Source organism: Caenispirillum bisanense, assembly GCF_039523075.1.
GTDB classification, from domain to species: domain Bacteria; phylum Pseudomonadota; class Alphaproteobacteria; order Rhodospirillales; family Rhodospirillaceae; genus Caenispirillum; species Caenispirillum bisanense.
The window spans coordinates 1-26,065 of record NZ_BAAAEP010000058.1; the positions used below are offsets into that span (position 1 = coordinate 1).

At 70.6% G+C, this 26,065-nt stretch carries 22 protein-coding genes; 12 read left to right on the top strand and 10 right to left on the bottom strand.

From position 1 onward, the window contains the following. Positions 1-138 precede the first annotated feature (138 nt). The 5 genes from ABD056_RS19420 to ABD056_RS19440 all read left to right on the top strand — a co-directional run bounded on the left by ABD056_RS19420 (position 139) and on the right by ABD056_RS19440 (position 5,700). Positions 139-1,254, top strand: a complete 1,116-nt coding sequence (locus ABD056_RS19420) for a PilT/PilU family type 4a pilus ATPase (protein WP_343869435.1) — start codon at positions 139-141, stop codon at positions 1,252-1,254. A 4-nt stretch (positions 1,255-1,258) separates the two neighbouring features. Next, the gene (locus ABD056_RS19425) at positions 1,259-1,927 is read left to right on the top strand and encodes a hypothetical protein (protein ID WP_343869437.1); all 669 of its coding nucleotides are present in this window, start codon (positions 1,259-1,261) and stop codon (positions 1,925-1,927) included. 254 nt (positions 1,928-2,181) lie between these two features. After that, on the top strand, positions 2,182-2,823 hold the full coding sequence (locus tag ABD056_RS19430) for a type II secretion system protein (RefSeq protein ID WP_343869469.1): 642 nt from the start codon (positions 2,182-2,184) through the stop codon (positions 2,821-2,823). Positions 2,824-2,986: 163 nt separating this feature from the next. Continuing rightward, complete coding sequence (locus tag ABD056_RS19435) at positions 2,987-4,999, top strand: hypothetical protein (RefSeq protein WP_343869440.1); 2,013 nt, start codon at positions 2,987-2,989, stop codon at positions 4,997-4,999. Further along, positions 4,999-5,700: a prepilin-type N-terminal cleavage/methylation domain-containing protein gene (locus tag ABD056_RS19440; protein ID WP_343869443.1), complete on the top strand. Its 702-nt coding sequence runs from the start codon at positions 4,999-5,001 to the stop codon at positions 5,698-5,700. Before ABD056_RS19435 ends, ABD056_RS19440 begins: the two co-directional genes overlap by 1 nt. A gap of 3 nt (positions 5,701-5,703) precedes the next feature. Here ABD056_RS19440 and ABD056_RS19445 read toward each other — a convergent pair whose 3' ends face one another. Further along, a complete protein-coding gene (locus ABD056_RS19445; protein ID WP_343869444.1) occupies positions 5,704-6,135 on the bottom strand; it encodes a hypothetical protein in 432 nt (143 codons plus the stop codon). Positions 6,136-6,266: 131 nt separating this feature from the next. Between ABD056_RS19445 and ABD056_RS19450 the strand changes: the two genes are divergently transcribed. Further along, positions 6,267-7,376: an HD-GYP domain-containing protein gene (locus tag ABD056_RS19450; RefSeq protein WP_343869447.1), complete on the top strand. Its 1,110-nt coding sequence runs from the start codon at positions 6,267-6,269 to the stop codon at positions 7,374-7,376. A 16-nt stretch (positions 7,377-7,392) separates the two neighbouring features. Here ABD056_RS19450 and cysG read toward each other — a convergent pair whose 3' ends face one another. The 4 genes from cysG to nirB are packed head-to-tail and all read right to left on the bottom strand — an operon-like array spanning position 7,393 to position 14,270. After that, positions 7,393-8,841 carry a siroheme synthase CysG gene (gene cysG, locus ABD056_RS19455; protein WP_343869448.1) on the bottom strand — a complete coding sequence of 483 codons (1,449 nt, stop codon included), beginning with the start codon at positions 8,839-8,841 and terminating at the stop codon, positions 7,393-7,395. Then, complete coding sequence (locus ABD056_RS19460; RefSeq protein ID WP_343869450.1) at positions 8,816-11,440, bottom strand: nitrate reductase; 2,625 nt, start codon at positions 11,438-11,440, stop codon at positions 8,816-8,818. The genes cysG and ABD056_RS19460 overlap by 26 nt, the downstream gene beginning before the upstream one ends. After that, complete coding sequence (nirD, locus tag ABD056_RS19465) at positions 11,433-11,795, bottom strand: nitrite reductase small subunit NirD (RefSeq protein WP_343869452.1); 363 nt, start codon at positions 11,793-11,795, stop codon at positions 11,433-11,435. Before nirD ends, ABD056_RS19460 begins: the two co-directional genes overlap by 8 nt. A gap of 6 nt (positions 11,796-11,801) precedes the next feature. Further along, positions 11,802-14,270 (bottom strand): nitrite reductase large subunit NirB, encoded by a 2,469-nt coding sequence (gene nirB / locus ABD056_RS19470; RefSeq protein WP_343869453.1) that lies wholly within the window; start codon positions 14,268-14,270, stop codon positions 11,802-11,804. Positions 14,271-15,015: 745 nt separating this feature from the next. On the opposite strand from nirB, the gene ABD056_RS19475 reads away from it, so the two are divergent. The 3 genes from ABD056_RS19475 (at position 15,016) to ABD056_RS19485 (ending at position 18,382) form a co-directional block, all read left to right on the top strand. Then, positions 15,016-16,371 carry an MFS transporter gene (locus ABD056_RS19475; protein WP_343869454.1) on the top strand — a complete coding sequence of 452 codons (1,356 nt, stop codon included), beginning with the start codon at positions 15,016-15,018 and terminating at the stop codon, positions 16,369-16,371. A gap of 216 nt (positions 16,372-16,587) precedes the next feature. Next, complete coding sequence (locus ABD056_RS19480) at positions 16,588-17,175, top strand: ANTAR domain-containing response regulator (protein ID WP_343869455.1); 588 nt, start codon at positions 16,588-16,590, stop codon at positions 17,173-17,175. 4 nt (positions 17,176-17,179) lie between these two features. Next, positions 17,180-18,382 carry a CmpA/NrtA family ABC transporter substrate-binding protein gene (locus tag ABD056_RS19485; RefSeq protein ID WP_343869457.1) on the top strand — a complete coding sequence of 401 codons (1,203 nt, stop codon included), beginning with the start codon at positions 17,180-17,182 and terminating at the stop codon, positions 18,380-18,382. Positions 18,383-18,403: 21 nt separating this feature from the next. Here ABD056_RS19485 and hpt read toward each other — a convergent pair whose 3' ends face one another. The 3 genes from hpt to ABD056_RS19500 all read right to left on the bottom strand — a co-directional run bounded on the left by hpt (position 18,404) and on the right by ABD056_RS19500 (position 21,037). After that, positions 18,404-18,949 carry a hypoxanthine phosphoribosyltransferase gene (hpt, locus tag ABD056_RS19490; RefSeq protein ID WP_343869459.1) on the bottom strand — a complete coding sequence of 182 codons (546 nt, stop codon included), beginning with the start codon at positions 18,947-18,949 and terminating at the stop codon, positions 18,404-18,406. Positions 18,950-19,019: 70 nt separating this feature from the next. Further along, complete coding sequence (locus ABD056_RS19495) at positions 19,020-19,841, bottom strand: citryl-CoA lyase (protein WP_343869460.1); 822 nt, start codon at positions 19,839-19,841, stop codon at positions 19,020-19,022. Then, positions 19,838-21,037 (bottom strand): CaiB/BaiF CoA transferase family protein, encoded by a 1,200-nt coding sequence (locus ABD056_RS19500; protein WP_343869462.1) that lies wholly within the window; start codon positions 21,035-21,037, stop codon positions 19,838-19,840. Before ABD056_RS19500 ends, ABD056_RS19495 begins: the two co-directional genes overlap by 4 nt. 108 nt (positions 21,038-21,145) lie before the next feature. Between ABD056_RS19500 and ABD056_RS19505 the strand changes: the two genes are divergently transcribed. Continuing rightward, on the top strand, positions 21,146-21,823 hold the full coding sequence (locus tag ABD056_RS19505) for an IclR family transcriptional regulator (RefSeq protein WP_343869463.1): 678 nt from the start codon (positions 21,146-21,148) through the stop codon (positions 21,821-21,823). A gap of 45 nt (positions 21,824-21,868) precedes the next feature. Here ABD056_RS19505 and ABD056_RS19510 read toward each other — a convergent pair whose 3' ends face one another. Together ABD056_RS19510 and ABD056_RS19515 are read right to left on the bottom strand one after the other, a co-directional pair. Further along, positions 21,869-22,126: a YjhX family toxin gene (locus ABD056_RS19510; protein WP_343869464.1), complete on the bottom strand. Its 258-nt coding sequence runs from the start codon at positions 22,124-22,126 to the stop codon at positions 21,869-21,871. A gap of 253 nt (positions 22,127-22,379) precedes the next feature. Further along, entirely contained in the window at positions 22,380-23,411 is a 1,032-nt protein-coding gene (locus ABD056_RS19515; protein ID WP_343869465.1) for a histone deacetylase family protein, read from the bottom strand. 332 nt (positions 23,412-23,743) lie between these two features. Between ABD056_RS19515 and ABD056_RS19520 the strand changes: the two genes are divergently transcribed. After that, positions 23,744-24,376, top strand: a complete 633-nt coding sequence (locus tag ABD056_RS19520; protein ID WP_343869467.1) for a helix-turn-helix domain-containing protein — start codon at positions 23,744-23,746, stop codon at positions 24,374-24,376. Beyond that, positions 24,373-25,872 carry an aldehyde dehydrogenase gene (locus ABD056_RS19525; RefSeq protein WP_425545063.1) on the top strand — a complete coding sequence of 500 codons (1,500 nt, stop codon included), beginning with the start codon at positions 24,373-24,375 and terminating at the stop codon, positions 25,870-25,872. Before ABD056_RS19520 ends, ABD056_RS19525 begins: the two co-directional genes overlap by 4 nt. Positions 25,873-26,065: the final 193 nt, after the last annotated feature.

The window sequence follows — 26,065 nt, forward strand, 5'->3', positions numbered from 1 at the left end:
GCGCCGCCGCCTCCGCCGCCGCCCCCGGCCGCCGCCGCCCCGCCGCCGGAGCCGGAACCGGCGGAGCGCGAGCCGGTGGCCGCCGAGGGTGGCCGCAAGCGCGGCCTGCGTTCGTTCTTCAACTAGGGGCGCGGCGCCATGATGCTTGATTACCTGCACGCCTGGCTGACCGCCCTGTCGGGGCCGGACGGATCGGACCTTTACATCACCGTGGGTGCGCCGCCCATCCTGCGCGGATCGGGCTTCCAGTCGCTGATCGACCAGCCGCTGCAGCTGGGCCACGTGCAGGGCATCCTGGCCGAGCTGCTGACCGACGCCCAGCGCGCCGCCTTCGAGGCGGAGTGCGAGTTCAACATGGCCTACATGATCGAAGGCGTCGGCCGCTTCCGCATCAACATCTTCCGCCAGCGCGGCCTGCCGGGGCTGGTGATCCGCAAGATCACCACCGAAATCCCGACCCTGGAACAGCTGAAGCTGCCGGACCAGCTGTATTCCCTCGCCAACGAGAAGCGCGGGCTGGTCATCATGGTGGGCGGCACCGGCTCGGGCAAGTCGACGACCCTGGCGGCCATGATCGGCCAGCGCAACCACTCGGCGCCGGGGCACATCATCACCATCGAAGACCCGGTTGAATACGTGCACGAGCATGGCCAGTGCATCGTCACCCAGCGCGAGGTCGGCAGCGACACCCACAGCTTCGAATCGGCGCTGAAGAACGCCCTGCGCCAGAAGCCCGACCTGATCCTGCTGGGCGAGATCCGCGACCATGTGACCATGGAATACGCCATCAACATCGCGGAAACCGGCCACCTGTGCCTTGCCACCCTGCACGCCAACAACGCCAACCAGGCGCTGGACCGCATCCTCAGCTTCTTCCCGCAGGACATGCACAACCAGGTGCTGCTGAACCTGTCGCTGAACCTGAAGGCGCTGCTGTCGCAGCGGCTGGTGCGCACGGTGGACGGCAAGCGGCGGGCGGCGCTGGAGATTCTGCTCAACCAGGGCCTCATCAAGGATCTGATCCGCAAGGGCGAGGTGAAGGACATCAAGAAGGTGATGGCCGACAACGCCGCCAACGGCATGCAGACCTTCGACCAGTCGCTGCTGGCCCTGTTCCGCGCCGGCGTCATCGACGAAGACACCGCCATGGCCGAGGCCGACAACGCCACCGACCTGAAGCTGGCCATGCGGGAGGCGTCCATGGGCGAAGGCGCCGGGCTCGGCAGCGTCGATACCTCCCGCCTGACGCTGTAGCGCCATGGCGTCCGGGGCCGGCGGCGGCCGCTCCGCCAGCCATACCGCCGTGCTGGCCCTGCTGCTGGGCCTGTTCGCCGCCGTCATCGGCGTCAGCGGCAGCGATCTGGTGGAGGTCGCGCGCCTGTTCAAGACCCGCCAGGACCTGGAGGCGGTGCGCACCATGGTGCTGGTCTACCACGCCCGCCACGGCGCCCTGCCCGGCGCCGATCCGCGCGGCTTCGCCGCCGTGCCGCCGGGGGTGCGCGGCCTCGCCGGCAACGGCCGCTGGGACGGCCCGCCGGTGGACCTGGCCTCGCCGCAGCCGACCGAGGCGGTGGCGGCATGGCTCGACCTCGCCCGGGCGGGGTTGTGGCAGGCGGAGCCGCAGGCCGCCTACGTCCCCTTCCTGCCGCTGCCGCGCAACCGTTTCGGCGGCGCCATGCTGTTTGCCGACCGGGTGCTCGGCCTCGGTCCGTCGCTGTGCCTGACCGGCGTGCCGGCGGCGGCAGCGGTGCGCCTGGACCACCGGCTGGACGACGGCGACACCGTCACCGGCCGCCTGCGCGCGGCGGTGGTGGAGGGCGACTCGACCGGCGGCCTGCGCGCCCTCGGCCCCGGCCTCACCCCCTCGCCGCCGCCGGAGCAGAGCCAGCGGGCCATGGCGGTCTGCCTGGAGGTCGATCCCCGCTGACGGCGACTCCGCCTGCCGGTGGCCCGGACCCGACGCACCTATGACCTTCGGGATATGCGCTCCGGCCCGGATCAATTTTAAGGAAATGAGGCGTATGATAGGTGGCAGTTGATGAGCCTACGGCGTAGTGTCGCATCGGAAGATCGCAGCGACGCCGGGGGCGTCGCTCATCACCACCGTCACTCCCTGTGTGTGGGGACCGCGACGCCGGCGCAGGCGCCTGCGGGAGGGATAGGAGAATCATCGTGCGCACCATGCAGACCCCGTCCGCCAAGTTGGGTACGCTGGAGTCCCAGAAGGGCTTCACGCTGATCGAACTGTCGATCGTCCTTGTCATCATCGGCCTGCTCGTCGGCGGCGTGATCAAGGGCCAGGAGCTGATCAAGGGCTCCCGCCAGAACAACATGATGAACGCCATCCAGGGCTACACTGCCGCCGTCAGCAACTACCAGGGCACCTACCGCGCCCTGCCGGGCGACGACAGCGGAGCACAGACGCGCTGGACCGGCACGGGCGCCAACGGTAACGGCAACGGCCTGATTTCCGCGGCCGAGCGTCAGACCTTCTGGGCGCACATGCGCGCCGCCGGCCTGATCACCGGCGCCCTCGCCGACACGACCAACCCGACCAATGCCTTCGGCGGGCTGTTCTTCATTTCGGAAGGCGGCGGCGGATTTGCGGCCACTGCTCCGACGCTCTGCACGAGCCGCGTCCCGGGCGATGTGGTTCTGCGTATTCTGACCCAATACGACAACGGCCAGAGCAACAGCGGCGACATTCGCGTCTCGGTTAACCCGGCCGGCCTGACCGCCACCACCGCGGCCAACGCCGGTGCGGCGGTCGCCACCAACACGATCACCGCCGACAACTCCTACGCTGTCTGCAGCCGCCTGTAAGGCGACGGGCAGAAGGACCGGCACGATCCGACAGTCGTGCCGGTCCTTTTCTTCATGCGGAGTTCCGCGCGTACCTCATCCGGGTCACCCACAACAGGGGGCGGACGTGAATCCCGTAAGGCGGCATCTGGGCGACATCGAGTCCCAACGTGGCGTGGCACTGATGCAGTTCGTCGTGATCATCACGATGGCTGCCCTGCTGATCACCGTCGGATACCGCTACTTCACCCCCCAGCGTGACCTGCAGTTCACCGAGAATTTCCAGAAGGCGGCGGAGGCTGCCTATACGGCCCTGGCCGTTAATCTGGTGAAAAGCGGTGGCGTTCTTCCCTGCCCTGCTATCGACCCGGTAAATAATCCTGGCCGCGGCCCCGCCAACTGCACGAGCCCAACCTGGGGCACCTTGCCTTATGTCGACCTCGGACTGAAGGCCACGGACGCACAGGATGAATGGGGAAGCCTCCTCACCTACGCCGTCTCAGGACCGGCCGTTGGCACCCCTGGCAGGCCCAGCATATGCTTCGGCGGCGATTTGGCGTCGCTCAGCGCCACTCCGCCGAACCCGCCACTTTTGTCCGGTCCGAGCGACACCCCGTACATTCTCATGAGCCACGGCCCCAACCGGTCTTTCTCAGCCGGAGGCGCTCAGGCAGGCACGACGGGGAGCCAGACCGAGGAAGCAAACTGCGCGCGTGATGCCGGTGTGACCTGCGGCGGCGGCTTCAATCCGGCCCAGTTCAGTGTCGGCCCCTTCAATACGGAAGGCGCAAATCTGTCGCCGCCCCCCAACGCCTACTTCGACGATATCGTCTCAGTCCCCGACCTCACCGAATTTCGGTGCGTGTGTAGCGACGCCGATATCGAGGGCGTGACCGGGACCGGTGTGAGCGGGTTCGCCGTAACGGGGCTCACCGCCTCGGCTGCCGTCAGTGTTCCCACCGGCGGAACGGAAGTGGAAGTGGTGGTTGGCGTTTCCAATCCGGGCGCCGATTGCTCCCTTACCATGATAACCCGCTACCGTGATCCACAGGACGCCGCCAGCGCGGTCACGCCCGACACCGTTGCGGAAGACACCGACCTGCTCCAGACGCTAGATCTGGGGCAGGGCGATCGCGTGACCTATCAGTTCACCATCCCCCATGTCGCCAACGGTACCAACCGGACCATCACGGTCCTCGCCAAAACCGAAGGCCAGGAGGCGCGGTCGCCCGGCGGTTGGCTTACCCTCACACTCAACATCACATACGAAACCACCCAGAATCCCGACCCCGAACCCGAGCCGGGTAATCCCGGCGCCGGGTGCTACATGGCGAACGGCAAGCCCAACGGCCGGCCGAAGGCGCAGGAATGCCCGCCGCCGCCGGGGCATGACGCCAGCGGCAACTGGGTGAACAACGACAACCGCACCGTCACCATGTACAGCAGCGGCAATCTGCACGCCTACTGGGACTTTTACGAAAGGCTCGGCGCCTCAGGCGGCGGCAACCGCGATGACGTCGTGACCACCAAGGGCAAGAACAACGCCCAGGTTCGCCGCAACTACACGATGGACTACAACCTCAGCCTCGGCTCGCCCTGCTATGTGTCGACGCCGAACGATACCGGCCCGTTCATCAACTCCGGCGAGATGCGTTTCCAGAACAATGTCAGCGTCCCGTTGAACTCGGATGCCGGACGGATCTACTTCATGGGCTCGCGCCAGGGCGGCGGGGGCTGCCGGTCCATCAGCACGCCCCTGACCCTTGGCTTCTCCGGCATGCAGAACGGCGAGGTGCTGCGGCGCCTATTCCTGGCCCTCGCCTTCGACCCGCATTTTGCCGGCACCATCACGCAGCCGCAGGCGGTGGGCATCGTGTTCCGCCTGAACGACCGCATCGTCGGCACCGTCTATCGCTGCTACGCCAACAACTGGTTCACCACCGGCGGCGTGCTGGGCGCGCAGGAGATCTTCCCGCCGTTCATCAATCAGTGGGGGCAGGCCTACAACTGGTGCAACGGCCAGATCGCGGCGTCGCAGCCCACCACGCCGACGGTCAATCCGCAGTTCATGGAAATCTACCTCTACAACCGGGCCAACGGCAGCACTGCGGCCGGCCCGTGGTTCGACGAGATCGAAATCTTCCCTGTCGGCAACTCGCGCTTCTGGTTCGGCGGCGTCGGGCTTGGGGTCAACTGATGCGTCACTCTCGCACCGCCTCGCGTCAGCGCGGCTTCACGCTGATCGAAATGTCCATCGTGCTGATCATCTTCGGCATTCTGGTGGGCGGCGGCCTGCTGGCCATGAACCCGCTGCTGGACCGCACCCGCGTGCGCCAGACCCAGGCCAACATGGACCAGATCGAGGACGCGCTGCTGCTCTACGTCATGCGCTTCCAGCGCCTGCCCTGCCCCGCTGACGCCAGTCAGGCCGCCAATGCGGGGCAGGAAGCGCGCAACGCCGGCGGCTGCAACATCGGCAATGCTGATAACGGGGTCATTCCGTGGGTCACCCTCGGGCTGCCGGACACGGTGAGCCTGGACGGGTGGAACCGGCGCTTCTCGTACTTTGTCGCCACACCGGCGGCCAATGCCCTTCAGAGGGTCGGAAACGTCTTCCCCGAGTATAACAACGCTGCCGGTGGTCTTGAGGTGAGGAACGGGGCAAATCTGGCCACGCCGGATACTGATCGGGCCGCCTACGTTCTGGTGAGCCACGGCAAGAACGGCGAAGGCGCCTTCCCGGTGGGCAGCACCTCCCGCGTCGGAGATCGTTCGGCCCCCGAAGGGGACAACACCGACAGTTCCAACCTCTTCCGTGAAGACGCCGGCGACGACATCGTGCGGTGGCGGCAGCCGTCGTTCCTGGTCCACCGCTGCGGGGCGCCCTGCGCGCCCTGACCGCTACAGCCCCCGCCCCTCCACCACCCGGCCGTAGGCGGGATCGAAGGTCTGGTTGGGTTCCAGGACCACCTGGCGGGTGGTGTCGCCCCAGGCCACCAGCAGCACCACCTGGCGCGGGGTGACCTCGATCACCTCGAACAGGTTGCCCTTCGGCTCCGCCGGGCGCAGGGGCCGGCCGTTCAGCCACACCGTCCAGTCACCGACACCGCCATAGACGATGCCCGACAGGTACAGCCGGTCGCGCAGGCGGGGCTTCACCGCCTCCACCATGCCCTCGCCGGTGTCGCGGCCGAGACCGCCTTCGCGCAGCGCCGCCTCGATCTGCATCAGTTCGCCCAGGCTGAACATCAGCGTCGGCAGCACCCCTTCCGCCCCCCGCGCGGCCGGCGCGGCGGCGGCGGCGGCGGCGGCGCTGTTCGCCGGCACCGCCACGGAAGCGGCGGCACGCCGGCTGGTGCGGCTGGCCGAGGATTTCGACTTCGAGGATGCGCTTGCCGTCCTCGACGAGGTGGCCCCCCGGGCGGCGGAATAGGCCGCCGGGGCGTGGGCGTGCAGGGTGGGGGATGATGGAACAGGCAGTGGCGCAGCGGCAGGCCCGCATACTCATCGTCGATGACGAACCGATCAACGTGAAGGTCCTGGTGGACCTGCTGCGCGACCAGTACGCGCTGGTGGTGGCCAAGGACGGGCCGCAGGCGCTGTCGCGGCTGGCCGGCGATGTGCTGCCCGACCTCGTGCTGCTGGACGTGATGATGCCGGGCATGGACGGGCTGGAAGTCTGCCGCCGCATCAAGGCCGACCCGCGCACCGCCGACCTGCCGGTGATCTTCGTCACCGCCTTGGGCCAGGCCCATGACGAGGCGCACGGCTTCACCTGCGGCGCCGTCGACTACATCACCAAGCCGATCAGCCCGCCGGTGGTGCTGGCGCGCGTCGCCACTCACCTCACGTTGCGCCGCGCCCAGGCCGCCCTGCGCGACCAGAACCGCCAGCTGGAAGACCGGGTGCGCCAGCGCACGGCAGAGGTGGTGATGACCCAGGACGTCACCATTCGCGCTCTCGCCTCGCTGGCCGAAACCCGCGACAACGAGACCGGCAACCACATCCGCCGCACCCAGTACTACGTCCGCCGGCTGGCGGAGGAACTGCGCGGCCATGCCCGCTTCGCCGCCGACCTGGACGACCGCACCATCGACCTGCTGTTCAAGTCGGCGCCGCTGCACGACGTCGGCAAGGTGGGCATTCCCGATGCCATCCTGCTCAAGCCGGGGCGGCTGACCGACGAGGAATTCACCATCATGAAGCGCCACGCCGCCCTCGGACGCGAGGCGCTGCTGGCGGCGCTGGACGGGCAGGCCGACCAGGGGGTGGACTTCCTGCGCTACGCCATGGAGATCGCCGCCGGCCACCACGAAAAATGGGACGGCAGCGGCTACCCCGCCGGTCTGGCGGGCGAGGCCATCCCGCTGTCGGCCCGGCTGATGGCGGTGGCCGACGTCTACGACGCGCTCATCAGCCGCCGCGTCTACAAGCCGGCCTTTCCGCACGAGAAGGCGGTGGCGATCATCACCGAGGGGCGCGGCAGCCACTTCGACCCCGACATCGTCGACGCCTTCCTGCGCATTGCCGACGACTTCCGCGCCATCGCCGCCCGCTACGCCGACGACGACTGACGGCGCGGCGGTCCGCTCAGGCGGCCGCTCCCGCCTCTCGTGCTGCCGCCAGGGCCGCCGCGAAGCCGGGGGCGGACGCCACCGCATCGCCGATGAACAGCAGCGCCGGCCCGTCACCGCCGAGGCTGGCGGCGGCTGATCCCAGGGTGGCGACGGTGGCGAAGGCGTGCGCCCGCTGCGGCCGGCAGGCATCGGCGGCGATGGCGGCCGGGGTGGCGGGCGGCAGGCCGGCGGCCATGAGGGCGGCGGCGATGGTGCCCGCCTGCTCCCGCCCCATGTAGACCGCCAGCGTGGTGGCCGGATCGGCGAGGCTGTGCCAGTCGATGGCGGCGGTCTCGGCGGCGCTGCGGCACTGCGCCGTCACCAGCCGCAGCGAGCGGGCGACGCCCCGGTGGGTGAGCGGCAACCCAAGCTCCGCCGCCGCCCCCACCGCCGCCGTGATGCCGGGAAGGATGCGCACGGCGATGCCCTTGCGGCGCAGGTACTCGGCTTCCTCGCCGCCGCGGCCGAAGATGAACGGATCGCCGCCCTTCAGCCGCACCACCCGCAGGCCGCGGGCGGCGCACGCGGCCATCATGCGGTTGGTGAAGGCCTGCGCCACCGACGGCCGCCCGGCCCGCTTGCCCACCGGCACGCAGCGGGTTTCGCGGCGGGCGAGGCTCAGGATGGCGTCCGGCACCAGGGCATCGTGCAGGATGACGTCGGCCGATTCGATGGCCTTGACCGCGTGCAGGGTGAGCAGGCCAGGGTCGCCGGGGCCAGCGCCGACCAGCGTGACGGAACCTTCCTCCGCCGGGGCGGCGGTGAAGCGGGCTAGGTCCGCCTGAATGCGCGCCACCGCCTCGGCCTCCGGCAGCGCCATGAGGGTGTCGGCCAGATCGCCGGTCAGCACGCCGTCCCAGAACCGCTGGCGGGCGCGGGCGGTCGGCAGGGCGTCCTTCACCCGCTGGCGGCACGCCTGCGCCGCCCGCGCGAGGCGGCCATAGCCGGCGGGAATGGCGGTTTCCAGCCGCTGGCGGATGGTGCGGGCGAGCGCTGGCGCCGCCCCGCCGGTGGAAACGGCGACCACCACCGGCGAGCGGTCGAGGATCGCCGGCACGATGAAGTCGCACTGCTCCGGCACGTCGACCACGTTGCAGGGTATGGCGCGGGCCTGCGCCGCCGCCCGCACGGCGGCGGTCAGGGCCGCGTCGCCGCTGCCGTCGATGACGATGACGGCGCCGTCCAGCAGGTCGGGGCGGAAGGGATCGCGGTGCCACACCACGCTCCCCTCGCGCACCAGGGCGGCGAGGTCGGGGCACAGGCTGTCGGCCACCACCACGGCGGCGGCGCCGGCTCGCACGGTCAGGCGGGCCTTGCTGGCGGTCGCCTCGGTGCCGCCGACCAGCACGACCTTGCGGCCGCGCACGTCGAGGAACACGGGCAGGTAGGGCAGCGCCTCAGGCGGCGACGGCGGGTTTGGCATGGCTCAGGATCTCCTTGATCTCGGGGACGCAGGACCCGCATCCGGTGCCGGCGCCGGTCAGGCGCCCGATGTCTTCGGCGGTGAGCGCACCGGCCCCGGCCGACGCCTCGATGGCGGCGCGGCCGACGGCCATGCAGGAGCAGACGATGCCGCCGCTCTCCACCACCGCCCCGCCGTCCGGCGCCCGGCCGGCCAGCAGCAAGGCCCGGTCGGCGGCGGAGAGGGTGGCGGCGGCGAACAGGTCGCGCAGCCAGTCGCGCGCCACCTCCGGCCGCTCCGGCGCCAGGAACAGGCAGGCGGCGAAGCGGCCGTCGGCGGCGATCCAGGCATGGCGGGCGATGCCGTGGCGGGCGTCGGCGTAGTCGAGCCGGTCGCCCTCCAGGCGGTCGAGCGGGAAGGCGCCGTCGCCGGCCAGGTCGTAGACGGCGCAGGGCCCGGCCGCCTGCCGCACCCAGTAGGGCAGGCCGCCGAGGTCGACGGGCGCGCGGGTGAACAGCAGGCCCTGCCACGCCGGCCGCAGCGGCTCAACCCGCGCCGGCACGTGCTTGCTTTCCGGCTGGCCGGAGACGGGATCGACGTGGCCGGGGATCAGGCGCCCGATGCTGCCGGCGGCAGAGAGGGTGTCGCTCCAGTGCATGGGCAGGAACACCTCGCCCGGCCGCTGGGCGTCGGTAATGGCCACCCGCATCACCCCCTCGCCGCGCCGGCTGGTGACGCAGGCCAGCGCCCCGTCGACGAGGCCGCATGCTGCGGCGTCGTCGGGGTGCATCTCCACCAGCGGCTCCGGCCGGTGGGCGGCGAGGCGGGGCGACAGGCCGGTGCGCGTCATGGTGTGCCACTGGTCGCGGTAACGGCCGGTGTTGGCGATGAGGGGGAAGCGCAGCGAGGCCCGCTCCACCGGGGCCTCCTGCCGCACCGCGATCATGCGGCCGCGGCCGTTGGCGTGGGTGTAGCGGCCGTCGCCGTAGAGCCGGGCGGTGCCGGCCGAGGTGCCTGCCGGTACCGGCCACTGCACCGGCGCCAGCGCGTCGTAGGCACGCGGCTTCAGGGTCGCGAGGCCGCCGATGTCGAAGGCGCGCAGGCCGTCGTTCTCGAAGGCCGACAGGGCGGCGTGCTCGCGGAACAGGTCCACCGGCGCGCGGTAGCGGAAGCCGGCGCCAAAGCCCATGGCGCGGGCCACCTGCGTCACGATCCACCAGTCGGGCTTCGCCTCCCCGGCCGGCACCCGGAAGGGCCGTTGGCGGGAGATGCGGCGTTCGGAATTGGTGACGGTGCCGTCCTTCTCCCCCCAGCCGGCGGCGGGCAGGCGGATGTGGGCGAAGCGCTGGGTGTCGGTGTCGGCCACCATGTCGGAGACGATGACGGTGGGGCAGGCGGCCAGCGCCTCGCGCACCAGATCGCCCTCGGGCAGGCTGACGGCGGGGTTGGTCGCCATGATCCACAGCGCCTTGATGCGCCCCGCCCGCACCGCCTCGAACAGCTCCACCGCCTTCAGCCCCTGGCCGCCCTTCAGGGCCGGCGCCCGCCAGAAGCGGCGCAGGCGGTCGACGTCGTGGGGGTCGTCGGGGTTCATGTGGGCGGCAAGCTGGTTGGCGAGCCCGCCCACCTCCCGCCCGCCCATGGCGTTGGGCTGGCCGGTGACGGAGAACGGCGTCGCGCCCGGCAGGCCGACCCGCCCCGTCGCCAGATGCACGTTGAGGATGGCGTTGACCTTGTCGGTGCCGCGGCTCGACTGGTTGACGCCCTGGCTGAACACGGTGACCGTCTTCGCCGTGGTGGCGACCCAGTGGTAGAACAGCGCCACGCCCTCCACGTCGGGAGGCGTATCGGCGCGCGCCGCCGCCAATGCATCGTCAAAGCCCGCGACGTGGCGCAGCACGTACTCGCGATCCACCGCCCCAACCCGCTCCAGGTGGGTCAGCAATCCGTTGAACAGCGCCACGTCCTGCCCCGGCGGCAGGGCGATGTGCAGGTCGGCGAGGTCGCAGGTGGCGGTGCGGCGGGGGTCAATGACGACCACCTTCGTGCCCCGGTCGCGCCGCGCCGCCCGCAGCCGCTGGGCCAGCACCGGGTGGCACCAGGCGAGGTTGGAGCCCACCAGCACCACCAGATCGGCCAGCTCCAGGTCCTCGTAACTGCCCGGCACCACGTCGGCGCCGAAGGCCCGCTTGTGGCCGGCGACGGTGGAGGCCATGCACAGGCGCGAGTTGGTGTCGACGTGCGGCGTGCCGATGAAGCCCTTCGCCAGCTTGTTGACGGCGTAATAGTCCTCGGTCAGCAGCTGGCCGGAGACGTAGAAGCCGACCGCGTCCGGCCCGTGCTCCGCCACCACCGCCGACAGGCGGCCGGCGACGGCGGTCACCGCCTCGTCCCAGCCGGTGCGGCGGCCGTCCACCAGGGGGTGGAGCAGGCGGACCGGGCCGTTCGCCTCGGCCGTCACCGTGTCCATGAGCGTCGCGCCCTTGGAACACAGGCGGCCGCGGTTGGCCGGGTGGTCGGGGTCGCCGCCGACCGCCCAGCCGTCGCGCGTCGGGCTGGCGATCAGGCCGCAGCCGACGCCGCAATAGGGGCAGGTGGTGCGGATGGCGCCGTCAGCCATGGGCACAGCCTCCGCCGCTGCCGCCGCCGGCCCAGGGGACGAGACCGAGAAACACGCGGCCGTCCTCGATGCGCACCGGGATGGTGCCGGTGCAGCCTTCGTCCGGCCCCTGCGCCGCGCCGGTGCCGAGGTCGATGACCCAGTTGTGCAGCGGGCAGGTGACCGAGCGGCCGTGGACGATCCCTTCCGACAGCGGGCCGCCCTTGTGCGGGCAGGCATCGCGCAGGGCGAAGACCTGATCGTCGACGGTGCGGAAGACGGCGATGCGTCCCTGCGGATGGGCCACGGTGCGGGCGCCTTGCGGCGGGATGTCGGCCAGGGGGCCGACGTCGGTCCAGGTGATGATCTGATCCATGGCGGCTCACTCCACCGTCGCGAGGGTCTTGAAGGAGGCGGCGTGCTTCTGCGTCTGCTCCGCCCAGGGGTCGGACTGGCTGTGGCGCTGGCTTTCCAGGAAGCGGGCGTTGAGGGCGGCGCGGTTGGCGGCGTCGTCGACGATGCGGGTCTTCACGAAGTCGAGGCCGACACGCTCGATCCACGGTGCCGTGCGCTCCAGGTAGCGGGCTTCCTCCCGGTAGAGCTGCATGAAGGCGCCGACGTATTCGTGAACCTCGGCCTCCGTCGTCACCTTGGTGAGCAGGTCGCAGGCGCGCACCTTGATGCCGCCGTTGCCGCCGACGTAGAGGTCGAAGCCGCCGTCGGTCGCCACCACGCCGAAGTCCTTGATGGCGGCCTCGGCGCAGTTTCGCGGGCAGCCGGAGACGGCCATCTTGAACTTGTGCGGCGTCCACGAGCCCCAGGTCAGGCGCTCCAGGTCGATGCCGATGGACATGGCGGCCTGGGTTCCGAACCGGCACCACTCGCTGCCGACGCAGGTCTTCACCGTGCGCAGGGATTTGCCGTAGGCGTGGCCCGAAACCATGCCGGCGGCGTTGAGGTCGGCCCACACCGCCGGCAGGTCTTCCTTCCGGATGCCCAGCAGGTCGATGCGCTGGCCGCCGGTGACCTTGACGGTGGGGATGGCGAACTTGTCCACCACGTCGGCGATGGCGCGTAGTTCCTTGGCGTTGGTCAGGCCGCCCCACATGCGGGGCACGACGGAATAGGTGCCGTCCTTCTGGATGTTGGCGTGCACGCGCTCGTTCACGAAGCGGCTGGCGGCGTGGTCGACGTACTCCCCCGGCCAGGCGGCGAGCAGGTAGAAGTTGAGCGCCGGCCGGCAGGAGGCGCAGCCGTCGGCGGTCTTCCATTCCAGCGCCTGCATGACGGCGGGAATGCTCTTGAGTCCCTGGCTTTTGATGAGGCGGCGGACGCTGTCGTGGTCGTGGTCGGTGCACTTGCACAGGGGCGTCACCGCCGCCGCCTCGTAGGCACCGCCGAGGGTATGGGCCAGCAGCCCTTCCACCAGCCCGGCGCAGGAGCCGCAGGAGCCGGCGGCCTTGGTGTGGGCCTTCACCTCGTCCAGCGTCGTCAGGCCCCTGGTGGTGATGGCCTGGACGATGGTGCCCTTGCAGACGCCGTTGCAGCCGCAGATTTCCGCTTCGTCAGGCAGCGCTGCAACGGCGTCGGTAGGGTTTCCCGTGCCCGCTCCGGCGGCGGCGAAGGCCTGGCCGAACAGCAGGGTGTCGCGGCGGGCGGAGACGTCCTCGCCCGCCTTCAGCAGCTGGAAGTACCAGGCGCCGTCGGCGGTGTCGCCGTAGAGCACGGCACCCTTCACCCGGCCGCCGTCCAGCACCACCCGCTTGTAGACGCCGCGCCCGGCGTCGCGGAACACGATGTCCTCCGTCCCCGGCCCGCCGGAGAAGTCGCCGGCCGAAAACACGTCGACGCCGGTGACCTTCAGCTTGGTGGAGGTGACGGAGCCGACGTAGCCCGCCGTTTCCACCCCCGACAGCCGGGCGCCCAGCACCTTCGCCATCTCGAACAGCGGCTGCACCAGGCCGTAGCACTGGCCGCGATGCTGCACGCATTCCCCGACCGCGAAGATGGCGGGGTCGGAGGTGGTCATGTGGTCGTCCACCACCACGCCGCGCTCCACATCAAGCCCGGCATCGGCGGCGAGGCGGGCGTCGGGGCGGATGCCGACCGCCATGACGACGATGTCGGCGGCCAGTTCGGTGCCGTCGCGCAGGCGCACGCCGGTCACCCGGTCGTTGCCCAGGATGGCGGCGGTATCGGCGCCGGTAAGCACGGTGAGGCCGCGCCGCCGCAGTTCCTCCGCCAGCAGATGCCCGGCGGAGGCGTCGAGCTGGCGTTCCATCACATGGCCGGCGAGGTGCAGGACGGTGACCTCCATGCCGCGCGCCTTCAGGCCGACGGCGGCTTCCAGCCCCAGCAGCCCGCCGCCGATGACCACGGCCGAGCCGCCCCTGGCGGAGGCGGCCAGCATGGCGTCGACGTCGTCCACATCGCGGAAGGTGACGACGCCGGGCAACGTTGCGCCGGGGATGGGGATGACGATGGGGCTCGACCCGGTGGCGATGATGAGGCGGTCGTAGGGCACGGCGAGGCCGCTGCGCGCCACCACCCGCCGCCCCAGGCGGTCGATGCGCACGACCGGATCGCCGGCATGCAGGGTGATGCCGTTGGCGGCGTACCAGTCGCGGTCGTTGAGTACGATGTCGGCGAAGGACTTCTCCCCCGCCAGCAGCGGCGACAGCATGATGCGGTTGTAGTTCACCCGCGGCTCGGCGCCGAACACGGTGATGTCGTAGAGGCCGGGCGCGCGGTCGAGCAGGTCCTCCACGGCGCGGATGCCGGCCATGCCGTTGCCGATCACCACAAGGCGCGGCCGGGCGGCGCCGGGGGAGGGGTGGGTCACGTGGGTCATCGTCTGGTGCTCCATCCTGCGGTGCACAAAAATCGTGCAAAGAAAAAGGCGCCCGATCACGCCGCCGCCCCGTGGGGCAAGTGCGTGGTCGGACGCCGTCATCCGGTGTGGGGCCCAGCCTCGGGCTTCCCTATGTCGGCCGCCCGGCGGGGCGGCGGAGCAGGCGCCGTTGCCCGCTCAGGCCTTCCTCTTGCGATCCCCGTGCCAACCCAATGGCCCGGCCATAAGTGCCTGTTTTGATGCGCTTCCCGGTGCCGAGGTGCCGGGTGGAGGGGCTGGATGCCCGCCGAGAATGCCCAACAATCATGCACGCAAGTGCAGCATGCTCAATAAATAGGCTAACCCACTCTCCCTCGGCCCCGCCGCCACCCCTGTCGGTGCTGCCTCCATTCGGCATTTTCCCTGTTCGATCAACCAGTTGCCGGAAGGCTTGAGCCTTTGGCGTCGGTTGGCACAGGGGTTGCTGATACTGCGGTCGGCCCCGCCGGATGATGCGGCGGGCGCCACTCCCGATGCGGGGAGACCTCAAGAGCTTCCTCGTCCAACGGCGGACGACCAGGCACAGACGCCTGACCACAGATGCGGCAGCCGCGTGCGGCGGCCGGCATCGGTCACGGTGTCTTCATGCGTGGCCGCCGCGGAACGAGGGATCGGGCAGCGCGGACGGCCAGGGGATGACTTCAGCGGCCGGACCAGGCGCCTTCCCGGACATGCGCGCTCCGGCCCCGACGCAAAGGGCTTGCAGATGGACATCAAGCACAAGGCCACGCGCATAAACCTCTTCTCCCTGAAGACGGTGCAGATGCGCACCTTCCACCTTACCTGGACCGCGTTCTTCGTGTGCTTCTTCGGCTGGTTCGGCATCGCCCCGCTGATGGCGGTGGTGCGCGAGGACCTGGGCCTGACCAAGGGCGAGATCGGCAATACCATCATCGCCTCGGTCGCCATCACGGTGCTGGTGCGCCTCATCATCGGGCCGCTGTGCGACCGCATCGGGCCGCGCAAGACCTATACCGGCCTGCTGATGCTGGGCTCGCTGCCGGTCATGCTGATCGGGCTGGCCGACAGCTACGAGACCTTCCTGCTGTTCCGCCTCGGCATCGGGGCCATCGGGGCGAGCTTCGTCATCACCCAGTACCACACCTCGGTCATGTTCGCGCCGAACGTGGTCGGCACCGCCAACGCCACCACGGCGGGCTGGGGCAACCTGGGCGGCGGCGTGACGCAGATGGTGATGCCGCTGATCCTGGCCGGCGTGCTCATGCTGGGGGTCGAGCAGACGCTCGGCTGGCGCCTCGCCATGGTGGTGCCGGGGGTGGTGATGCTGGTGATGGCCGCCCTTTACTGGCGCTTCACCACCGACTGCCCGGACGGCAACTTCGCCGACCTGCGGGCCCGCGGCGACCTGCCCGAGGCCAAGGACAGCGCCGGCGCCGGCGGCGGCTTCGTGGCGGCGGCCAGGGATGTGCGGGTGTGGGCGCTGTTCGTCGTCTATGCCGCCTGCTTCGGGGTCGAGCTGACCATCAACAACATCGCCGCCATCTACTTCTTCGACACCTTCAAGCTGGACCTCGCCACGGCGGGCATCATCGCCGGCCTGTTCGGGCTGATGAACCTGTTCGCCCGCACCCTCGGCGGCGTGTTCTCCGACCGCTTCGCGCGCAACGCCGGGCTGAAGGGGCGGGTGATGTTCCTGTTCCTGGTGCTGTTCCTGGAGGGCCTTGCGCTCATGCTGTTCTCGCAGATGACCACTCTGGTCGTCGCGGTGGCGGCCATGGTGCTGTTCTCGCTGTTCGTGCAGATGAGCGAGGGGGCGACCTTCGGCGTCGTGCCCTTCATCAACCGCAAGGCCCTGGGGGCGGTGGCCGGCATCGTCGGGGCGGGCGGCAACGCCGGTGCGGTGGCGGCCGGCTTCCTGTTCAAGTCGGAGAGCCTGACCTACCAGCAGGGCCTGTTCTACCTGGGCTGCGCAGTGGTGGTGTGCAGCTTCGCGGCGCTGGCGGTGCGCTTCTCGCCGGAGACGGCGGCGGAGGAAAAGCGCCGCTTCGAGGCTGCGGTGGCGGAACGTAACGGTGCCGTGCCGGCGGCGGCGGCGGAGTGAGCGGCATGCGGCCCGGTCAGTCGCCGCCGTCGTCGCCGGGCCGCGTCTGCCGCAGCAGATGCACGAAGATCATGCCGGCCGCGCCGGCGAAGGCCAGCAGCCACAGGGCTTCCCACAGGATCTGGGGGTCGGTCATGGCGGGTGTCGGTCCTTCTGCCGGCGGGCGGGCGGCAGTATAACACGGGAACAACGGGTCGGGGCGGTGAGCGGGCAACCATGGGCGAATCGGATCTCAGCATCCTGGTCATCGACGGCGACCCCGACCGGGCGGCAGTGGTGGAGCGCGGCCTGGTGGAGGCCGGCTATGTGCGCGTCAGCATCATCGGCCCGTCGGTGAACATGCTGGCGCGGGTGCAGGCGCTGGCGCCCGACGTCATCATCATCGACCTGGAAAACCCTGACCGCGACACGCTGGAGCAGATGTTCCAGGTGTCGCGCGCCGTGCAGCGGCCCATCGCCATGTTCGTCGACCGCAGCGACAGCCACATGATCCACGCCGCCATCGAGGCCGGGGTCAGCGCCTATGTGGTCGACGGGCTGAAGGAAGCCCGCATCAAGCCCATCGTCGAAACCGCCATCTCCCGCTTCCACGCCTTCGACCGCCTGCGCCGCGAACGCGACGACGCCCAGGCCAAGCTGGCCGACCGCAAGCTGGTGGAACGCGCCAAGGGCCTGCTGATGAAGAACCGCGGCCTGGCGGAGGAAGACGCCTACGCCCTGCTGCGCAAGACGGCCATGAAGCAGAACCGCAAGCTCTCCGACATCGCGCAGAGCGTCATCACCGCCTTCGAGATGGAGTTCTGACGCCATGGCCGACACCGTCGTCACCCTCGGCTTCCTGCCGCTCATCGACTGTGCCGTGCCGGTGGTGGCGCACGAACTGGGCTTCGCCGCCGCCGAGGGGCTGACGCTCGACCTGCAGCGCGAAGCCTCGTGGGCGGCGGTGCGCGACAAGCTCGCCTTCGGCCTGCTGGATGCCGCCCACATCCTGGCGCCGCTGCCGCTCGCCATCCACCTCGGCCTTGGCGGCATGCCGGCGGTGGCGATGACGGTGCCCATGGCGCTCGGGCTCGGCGGCAATGCCATCACCGTCTCCACCGCCCTTTACGCGCGCCTGCTGGACGCGGACCCGGAGGCCATGGCCGGCCCGCGCGGTGGCTCCGCCCGGGCGCTGAAGCGGGTGATCGCGGCCGACCGCGCCGCCGGACGGCCGCCGCTGTCCTTCGCCACCGTCTTCCCCTTCAGCAGCCATACCTACGAGCTGCGCCTCTGGCTGGCCTCGGCCGGCATCGACCCCGACCGCGACGTCAACCTGGGCGTGGTGGCGCCGGCCCGCATGGTGGAAAGCCTCGCCAGCGGCTGGATCGACGGCTATTGCGTCGGCGAGCCGTGGAACCTGCGGGCGGTGCAGCGGGGCGTCGGCGCCATCGTCGCCACCAAGGGCGACATCTGGCCGGCGAGCCCGGAGAAGGTGCTGGGCCTGCGGGCGGAGTGGGCGAACCGTCAGCCGGACCTTACGGCGGCGCTGGTGCGCGCCCTGGTGCGGGCGGCGCAGTGGGCCGATGCGGCGGAGAACCGCGACGCCCTGGCCGACCTGCTGGCCGACCCCGGTTACGTCGGCACCTCGCCCGACATCCTGCGCATGGCGCTCGGCGGGCGGCCGGTGCTGCGGCCGGGGGCGGCGCCGGAGGCGCTGGAAAGCCACGTCTTCTTCCGCTGGCAGGCGACCTTCCCGTGGGTGTCGCGGGCGGCGTGGCTGCTGGCCCAGATGACGCGGTGGGATCAGGCGGCGGTGCCGGCGGTGGAGCGGCTGGCGGTGGCGGCGCAGGTGTGGCGGCCGGACCTCTACCGCGCCGCCGTGGCGCCCCTCGGCCTGGCGGTGCCGGCGGAGGATCTGGCGGTGGCCGGCGCGGCGGCGGCGCCCCATGCGGTGGCGGCGGCCGGCGGCGGCTCGGTGGAGGTCGGCCCCGACGCCTTCCTCACCGGCGAGGTGTTCGACCCCCGCCGGTGACGTGGCGCGGCGGCGGACTGGTCAGTCCACCACCGCCACGTGGTCCAGTTCGCGGAAGCGTTCCGCCCAGTCGATGCCGTAGCCGACCACGAAGCGGTCGCCGACGGTGAAGCCGACGAACTCCGCCTCGCAGTCGACGGCGCGGCGGGCCGGCTTGTCGAGCAGCACCACCAGCGCCGCCTTCTTGGCGCCGGCTTCATACATCAGGTCGATGGCGCGGGAGGCGGTGCGGCCGGAATCCAGCACGTCCTCCACCACCAGCACGGTTTCGCCGGCCACCTGCGGCAGATCGCCTTCCTGGCGCACGGTGCCGCTGCTTTCCTTGCCGCTGCCGTAGCTGGCGAGGCGCAGGAACTCGATCCGCAGCTTGACGTGGGCGCCGTGGCGGCCGAGCGCCCGCACCAGATCGGCGGCGAAGATGAAGGCGCCCTTGAGCACCGGGATCAGGGTGATCTCGGGGCCGAGTTTGGCGACGATCTCCTGCGCCATGGTGTCCAGCCGCGCCGCGATCTCCTCGGCGCTGATCAGGGGGACGGGCGTGGCGGTATCGGGGTCAAGCTCGCTCATGAACAACAACTGCCGTTGGGGATTTGGGGCCCCAGCATGGGCCAGGGCCGGCCGCACCGCAAGTGCGGCCTCAGCCGCCGGCGGCCGGGCCGGTGTAGGTCCAGCGGTAGTGCGGCGGCGTCGGCCCCTTGTTGCGGCCGCCCTGCTGCATCTGTTCCCACCCGTGGGCGAGGATGCCGACCGAACGCGACAGGCAGAAGAAGCCGCGCGCCAGCGGCGGCGGGCAGCCCAGTTCGGCGAAGATGACGGCGGTGGCGCCGTCGATGTTCATGGGCACCGCCTTGCCTTTCTCCGCCGCCAGATGCGCCTCCACCGCCCGGCCGATGGCGGCGAAGCGGCCCGCGACGGTGCCGGCCGCCGCCGCCGCGTCCACCAGCGCCAGCAGGCGCGGGGCGCGCGGGTCCACCGGCTTGTGGAAGCGGTGGCCGAAGCCGGGGATGAAGCGCCCGTGCGCCGCCCGCCAGTCGTCCAGGGCGGCGGCGGTGGCGTCGGGCAGGGCGGTGCCGTCGTCGTGGCGGCGGGCGATGTCGGCATAGAGCATCACCGCCTGCTCGCCGGCGCCGCCGTGGACGTTGCCCAGCATGTTGACGCCGTTGGCCATGACGTTGTTGATGCCGACGCCGCAGGTGGCAGCCATGCGGGCGGCCGCGATGGAGGGCGCCTGCGGCCCGTGGTCGACGGCGGCCACCAGCGCCGCCTCGAACAGCGCCGCCTCGGCGGGGCTCGGCAGGGTGCCCATGACCATGAACCAGATCATCTGCGGAAAGCTGACGGTGCCGATGAGATCCTGCACCGGCCGGCCGCGGAAGGCGATGCGGCCCGGTTCCATGTCGATGATGGCGGTCTGCCACCAGTCCTTGACGTCGGTCGTCGCGTCGGTCGCGTCGGTCACAGCACGCCCTCCTTGCGCAAGCGGTCGAGATCGTCCGGCGACAGGCCGAGGCCGCCCCAGACCGTGTCGTTGTCCTGCCCGAGCTGCGGCGGCGGCGTTTCCACCGTCGGCGGCGCACCGTCGAGCTTGAAGCCGGTGCGGACCAGCGTCGCCCCACGGCCGGCGCCGGGCACGTCGTCGAAGGTGGCGAGCATGCCGCGCTCCGCCACCTGCGGATGGGCCAGCGCCGCGCCCACCGTCAGCACCGGCCCGGCCGGCACGCCCAGGCGGTTGAGGTCGGCGGCCCAGGCGTCGGCCGGGCGGGTCTGCAGGGTCTCCTCCAGCTCCGCCTTCAGGGTGTAGCGGTGGCGGATGCGGTCGGCGCGGCTGCGGTACTCCGGCCGGTCGAGCAGGTCGGTGCGGCCGAGGTGGCGGCACAGGATTTCCCACTGTTCCTGCTTGTTGGCGGCGATGTTGAGCAGCCCGTCGCCGGTGCGGAAGGTGCCGGAGGGGGCCGACGTCATGTTCTCGTTGCCGTTGGCCTGCGGCGTCACCCCGGCGACCAGCAGGTTGGAAACCGCCCAGCCCATGGTGGCGAGCATCGCTTCCAGCATGGAGACGTCGATCATGGTGCCGCGCCGGTCCGGCGGGGCGGCCAGGGCGGCGCTGATGGCCATGGCGGCGGTCAGCCCGCCGATGGTGTCGCACAGCGGATAGCCGACGCGGTAGGGGGCGGTGTCGCGGTCGCCGGTGATGCTCATGACCCCGGACATGCCCTGGATGATCTGGTCATAGGCCGGCAGGTCGCGCAGCGGCCCGTCCTGCCCGAAGCCGGAGATGGCGCAGTAGATCAGCCCCGGACGGTCCGCCTTCAGCGTCTCGTAGCCCACGCCCAGACGGTCCATGACGCCGGGGCGGAAGTTCTCCACCACCACGTCGGCGGTGGCGACCAGGCGGCGGAACAGGTCCTTGCCGCGGGCGTCCTTCAGGTTGAGCGTCACCGACTTCTTGCCGGCGTTCTGAGCCAGGAACGACACCCCCATCAGGCGGGCGTTGAGGTCGGCATCGGCCCCCAGCTGGCGGGCGAGGTCGCCGCGTTCGGGCACCTCCACCTTGATGACCTCGGCGCCCAGGTGGGCCAGCTGGTGGCAGCAGAAGGGGCCGGCGAGAACATTGGTGAGGTCCAGCACCCGAACCCCGGCAAGCGGCGATGACACGACGGTTTCCTCTTGCTTTTGATGGCGTCGTTCTGTCAGATGGAACGACGTTTCATTCAGCGCTATGATAGACCCGTGGCGTCGGGTATTGCAAGGGGGAGGACGGCGGTGGCGGAGAACCGGGTGGAAGCGGTGGAGCGGGCGCTGACGGTGCTGGCCTGCTTCGACGGCGAGCAGGAAGACCTGAGCCTGGCCGACCTGGCCGAGCGCACCGGCTTCTACAAGAGCACCATCCTGCGGCTGATCGCCTCGCTGGAGCGGTTCGGCTACATCGGCCGGCGGCCGGACGGGCGCTATGTGCTGGGGGCGGCGGTGTGGCGGCTGGGCTCGGCCTACCGCCGCCGCTTCGCCCTGGATGCGGTGATCCGGCCGGAACTGCGCACCCTGCGGGACACGACCGGCGAGACGGCGTCGTTCTATGTCCGCGACGGCGACCAGCGGGTCTGCCTCTACCGCGAGAACAGCCTGCGCCCGGCCCGTCATCATCTGCGCGAGGGCGAGGTCTTCCCCCTCACCGGCGGCGCCAGCGCCTGGGTGATCCGCGCCTGGACCGGCGGCAGCGACGACCGCAGCGCCGCCGTGCGCGAGGCCGGTCATGCGTCTTCGGTGGGGGAGCGCGACCCCGACGTGGCAGCGGTGGCGGTGCCGGTGCTGGGTCGCGACGGCACCTTCATCGGCGCCCTGTCGGTCTCCGGCCTCGCCTCCCGCTTCGGGGCGGAGCGGCGCGAGGCGGCGGTGGATGCCCTGCGGGAGAGTGCGGCCCGACTGCGGGCGGTGGTGGTGTGATCCATCCGCCGCCCGCAGCCGTCTCGCCGGTTGACGGCGCCTGCCTCAGCGCTGGTTCAGCTGCGCCCGCACCACCGTCAGCCCGTCGCGGGTGATGCGGTAGGGGCCGCCGCCGGTGCTGCGGATGAAGCGGCGCTTGCGCAGGCGGTCGACCACCGCCGGGGTGCAGTCGCCGAGGGTCCACCCTTCGCGGGTGATGCAGTTGACGTCGAGGATGCGGTTCCTGGCGTCTTTCTCAACCAGGATGCGGCCGCCGAGGGCCAGGGCGTGCAGCGTGCGCTGCTCGGCCTTCGAGATGTTCACGGAAGTCTGTCCTGAACCGGAGTCGATCCGGTCCTGCCGTCTTCGCCGTCGGCACGCAGGGGCGCTCACGGCCTGCCGCGGCAGGACGTGGGGTTCGACAGGCTGATCCGGGCTGCAAAAGCGGCGCCGGCATCAGCCGCAGCGCACGGTCTCGGACATACACTCTCGCGTCAGGAGAAAAACCACGGGCCGGAGGATGCCTCCCCCGGCCCGTCGCTGTCAACGCCCGCGGGTGCAGGGCTGCCTTGCCGGCTCAGGCGTCCTCGAACCCCTGCAGCACGCCGACCGCATTGGTGCCGAGCGCCTCCACGGCGTAACCGCCTTCCAGCACGAAGACGGTCGGCACCTTCAGCCCGGCCAGCAGGGCGCCCAGCTGCGGATAGCGGTCCGACGACAGGCGGAACTTGCTGATCGGGTCGTTCTCGAAGGTGTCCAGGCCGAGGGAGACCACCAGCACGTCCGGGCGGTAGCCGCGGATGCGGCGCAGGGCCTCGGTCAGGGCTTCCTCGTACCGCGCCCAGTCGGTGCCCCAGGGCAGCGGGAAGTTGTGGTTGAAGCCTTCGCCGGCGCCCGCCCCAGTCTCGTCGGCATGGCCGAGGAAGTAGGGGTATTCCACCGTCGGGTCGGCGTGCAGCGACAGGAACTGCACGTCGTCGCGGTCGTAGAAGATGGTCTGGGTGCCGTTGCCGTGGTGATAGTCGACGTCGAGGATGCTCACCCGCTGGGCGCCGTTGGTGCGGGCGGCCTGGGCGGCGATGGCGGCGTTGTTGAGGAAGCAGTAGCCGCCGTAATAGTCGGCGGCGGCATGGTGCCCCGGCGGCCGGCAGGCGGCGAAGGCGGCGCGCAGGCCGCCGGCCACCTGCTCGGTGGCGGTCAGGGCGCAGTTGGCGGCGGCGGTGGCGGCGGTCCAGGTGCCGGCGGTGATGGGGGTGCCGGCATCCATGCCGTAGAAGCTGATGCGGCCGTCGATGTCCTGCGGCACCCGGTCGTTGCGCATGCCGCGCTTGCCGAAGGTGAAGGGAATGGCATCCCAGTCGCGGCCGGCGGCGGTCCAGTCGGCCCAGCAGGTCTTCAGGAAGTCGACGAAGCCGTCGTCATGGACGGCGCGCAGCGGCCCTTCGCCGAAATCGCGCGGCGCGACGATCTCGCCCAGGTCCACCGCCCGCAGCCGGTCCAGCACCATGTCGGTGCGGCTCGGGTTCTCGAAGCAGGGGACCAGCTGGCCTTCGTTCAGTTCGGCGCGGCCATGGTGGGCGCGGCAATCCTCGGAATAGACGGTGAGCATGGCGGTCCTTCGCAAAGAAGAGGGCCCCGCCGGAGGGGGTGCGGGGCCCTGGAAGGCTAGCAGACGGAGGGAGAGAAAGAACAGTGCGGCAATCGGAGGGGACCGTCGAAGGAGCTGCCGCACCGACCTTGCTACGCCGCCTCCGGCCGGACGGATCACCGGCCGCCGTGGGCAAGTGGCCGGTGTCAAACGTGATGAGAAAATTTGACAATGGGCCTTCCAGGTGGCGGCGGTTTGGTCATACACTCCCCCGCACTGGTCCGCGGCAGCGCGACGGCCGGATGTAAAACATACTGATCGCCGGCCAAACCGGCCACGGGAGGAATGCCGCGATGAGCTTCGACGTGGGGGCCCGCCTGAAGGCCCTGCGCGCCCTGTACGGCCTCAGCCAGCGCGAGCTGGCGAAACGGGCCGGCGTGACCAATTCGACCATCTCGCTGATCGAGCAGAACCGGGTCAGCCCCTCCGTCGCCTCGCTGAAGAAGGTGCTGGACGGCATGCCGATCTCGCTGGCCGAGTTCTTCACCATGGACCTCGGCAGCGAGACCAAGACCTTCTACGGCGTCCACGAGTTCGCCGACTTCTCGTTCGGCGACACGGTGAAGTTCCGCATGGTCGGCGGCAGCTACCGCGACCGCAAGCTGCACATGATGCAGGAAACCTACCTGCCCGGCGGCGACACCGGCGCCACCATGCTGTCCTACGACGGCGAGGAGGCGGGCATCATCGTCTCCGGCGCCATCGAGCTGTCGGTGGGCGAGGAACGGCGCCTGCTCAGCAAGGGCGAGGGCTATTACTTCAACACCCGCATGCCGCACCGTTTCCGCAACACGGGGACGGAAGCCTGCGTGCTCATCTCCGCCAGCACCACCACCACCTTCCAGAAGGGCCAGGCGGCCACCGCCCAGCCGCTCGACGGCGACGGCGCACACCACGACCTGATGCAGGGAGACCGTACCCCATGAGCAAGCTTCTCAGCCGCGACGACTACCAGAAGATGGCGGCCGATCTGTCGCCCCGGACGCAGCTGTTCATCGACGGCCGCTTCGTGCCGGCGCTGTCGGGCAAGACCTTCGACCGCATCAGCCCGCGCGACGGCCGCGTCATCGCCCAGGTGGCGGAAGGCGATGCGGCCGACGTGGACGTGGCCGTCGCCTCCGCCCGCCGCGCCTTCGAGAAGGGCAGCTGGTCGCAGATGCCGCCGGCCAGGCGCAAGCGCGTGCTGCTGGCGCTCGCCGACAAGATGCGCGAGCACCGCAACGAACTGGCGCTGCTGGAAACGCTGGACATGGGCAAGCCCATCCGCGACGCCTTCGCGGTGGACGTCATGAGCGCCGCCAACGCCATCCAGTGGCACGCCGAAGCCATCGACAAGGTCTATGACGAGGTCGCCCCCACCGGCCCCGACGCCCTCGGCCTCATCACCCGCGAGCCCATCGGCGTGGTGGCGGCGGTGGTGCCGTGGAACTTCCCCATGCTGATGGCGGCGTGGAAGCTGGGTCCGGCGCTGGCCGCCGGCAACTCGGTGATCGTCAAGCCGGCAGAACAGTCGCCGCTGTCCATGCTGCGCATCGCCGAACTGGCGGCCGAAGCCGGCCTGCCGGACGGCGTGCTGAACGTGGTACCGGGCTTCGGCCCCACCGCCGGCAAGGCGCTCGGCCTGCACATGGACGTGGACTGCGTCGCCTTCACCGGCTCGGGCGAAGTGGGCAAGCTGTTCCTGCAGTACTCCGGCCAGTCCAACATGAAGCGGGTGTGGCTGGAAGCCGGCGGCAAGACGCCGAACATCGTGCTGGCCGACGCCCCCGACCTGGAAAAGGCGGCCCAGCACGCCGCCATGGGCATCTTCTTCAACCAGGGCGAGGTCTGCACCGCCGCCAGCCGCCTCGTGGTGCAGGAGAGCATCCGCGAGGAGTTGGTGGAGCGCATCATCCGCATCGGCGAGACCATGATGCCGGGCGACCCGCTCGACCCCGCCACCGCCATGGGCGCCATCGTCGACGAAAGCCAGATGAAGCGCGTGCTCGGCTACATCGAGAAGGGCCGGGCGGAAGGCGCCACCCTGCGCCTGGGCGGCGAGCAGGTGCGCCGCAACGAGGGCGGCTTCTACATCGCCCCGACGGTGTTCGACAACGTCCGCAACGACATGACCATCGCGCAGGAGGAAATCTTCGGGCCGGTGCTGTCCGTGATTGCGGTGAAGGATGCCGAGGAAGCGGTGAAGGTCGCCAACGACACCGCCTACGGCCTCGCCGCCTGCATCTGGACCCGCGACATCCGCCAGGCCCACCGCATGGCGCGGGCGGTGAAGGCGGGCTCGGTGTGGGTCAACTGCTGGGACGGCGGCGACATGACCATGCCGTTCGGCGGCTTCAAGCAGTCCGGCAACGGCCGCGACAAGTCGCTGCACGCCATGGAAAAGTACACCGAGATGAAGGCGACCTGGATCGACCTGTCGTAACGTCCGCCACCCCCGCCCTGCGGTGCCCCACACCGCAGGGCGGCAAGCGCGACCGCGCGCCGCCGCGAAGCGGCGTGAGCCAAGGCCGCGCCAGCGGCCGCCCGGCGCCTGAGATACCGTGTCGGGCGTCAAGTCGGGACGAAGGGGCGGCGGGTTTTCATGACGCCGTAGGCGATAACAAGCAGCTTACGGG

Coding starts and splice junctions, on each gene's coding strand:
- ABD056_RS19435 (WP_343869440.1), top strand. CDS start 2,987: ATGCAGTTCGTCGTGATCATCACGATGGCTGCCCTGCTGATCACCGTC.
- hpt (WP_343869459.1), bottom strand. CDS start 18,949: ATGAGCGAGCTTGACCCCGATACCGCCACGCCCGTCCCCCTGATCAGC.
- ABD056_RS19485 (WP_343869457.1), top strand. CDS start 17,180: ATGGCCGACACCGTCGTCACCCTCGGCTTCCTGCCGCTCATCGACTGT.
- ABD056_RS19480 (WP_343869455.1), top strand. CDS start 16,588: ATGGGCGAATCGGATCTCAGCATCCTGGTCATCGACGGCGACCCCGAC.
- ABD056_RS19475 (WP_343869454.1), top strand. CDS start 15,016: ATGGACATCAAGCACAAGGCCACGCGCATAAACCTCTTCTCCCTGAAG.
- ABD056_RS19430 (WP_343869469.1), top strand. CDS start 2,182: ATGCAGACCCCGTCCGCCAAGTTGGGTACGCTGGAGTCCCAGAAGGGC.
- ABD056_RS19520 (WP_343869467.1), top strand. CDS start 23,744: ATGAGCTTCGACGTGGGGGCCCGCCTGAAGGCCCTGCGCGCCCTGTAC.
- nirB (WP_343869453.1), bottom strand. CDS start 14,270: ATGACCCACGTGACCCACCCCTCCCCCGGCGCCGCCCGGCCGCGCCTT.
- ABD056_RS19420 (WP_343869435.1), top strand. CDS start 139: ATGATGCTTGATTACCTGCACGCCTGGCTGACCGCCCTGTCGGGGCCG.
- ABD056_RS19515 (WP_343869465.1), bottom strand. CDS start 23,411: ATGCTCACCGTCTATTCCGAGGATTGCCGCGCCCACCATGGCCGCGCC.
- ABD056_RS19525 (WP_425545063.1), top strand. CDS start 24,373: ATGAGCAAGCTTCTCAGCCGCGACGACTACCAGAAGATGGCGGCCGAT.
- ABD056_RS19450 (WP_343869447.1), top strand. CDS start 6,267: ATGATGGAACAGGCAGTGGCGCAGCGGCAGGCCCGCATACTCATCGTC.
- cysG (WP_343869448.1), bottom strand. CDS start 8,841: ATGCCAAACCCGCCGTCGCCGCCTGAGGCGCTGCCCTACCTGCCCGTG.
- nirD (WP_343869452.1), bottom strand. CDS start 11,795: ATGGATCAGATCATCACCTGGACCGACGTCGGCCCCCTGGCCGACATC.
- ABD056_RS19460 (WP_343869450.1), bottom strand. CDS start 11,440: ATGGCTGACGGCGCCATCCGCACCACCTGCCCCTATTGCGGCGTCGGC.
- ABD056_RS19425 (WP_343869437.1), top strand. CDS start 1,259: ATGGCGTCCGGGGCCGGCGGCGGCCGCTCCGCCAGCCATACCGCCGTG.
- ABD056_RS19440 (WP_343869443.1), top strand. CDS start 4,999: ATGCGTCACTCTCGCACCGCCTCGCGTCAGCGCGGCTTCACGCTGATC.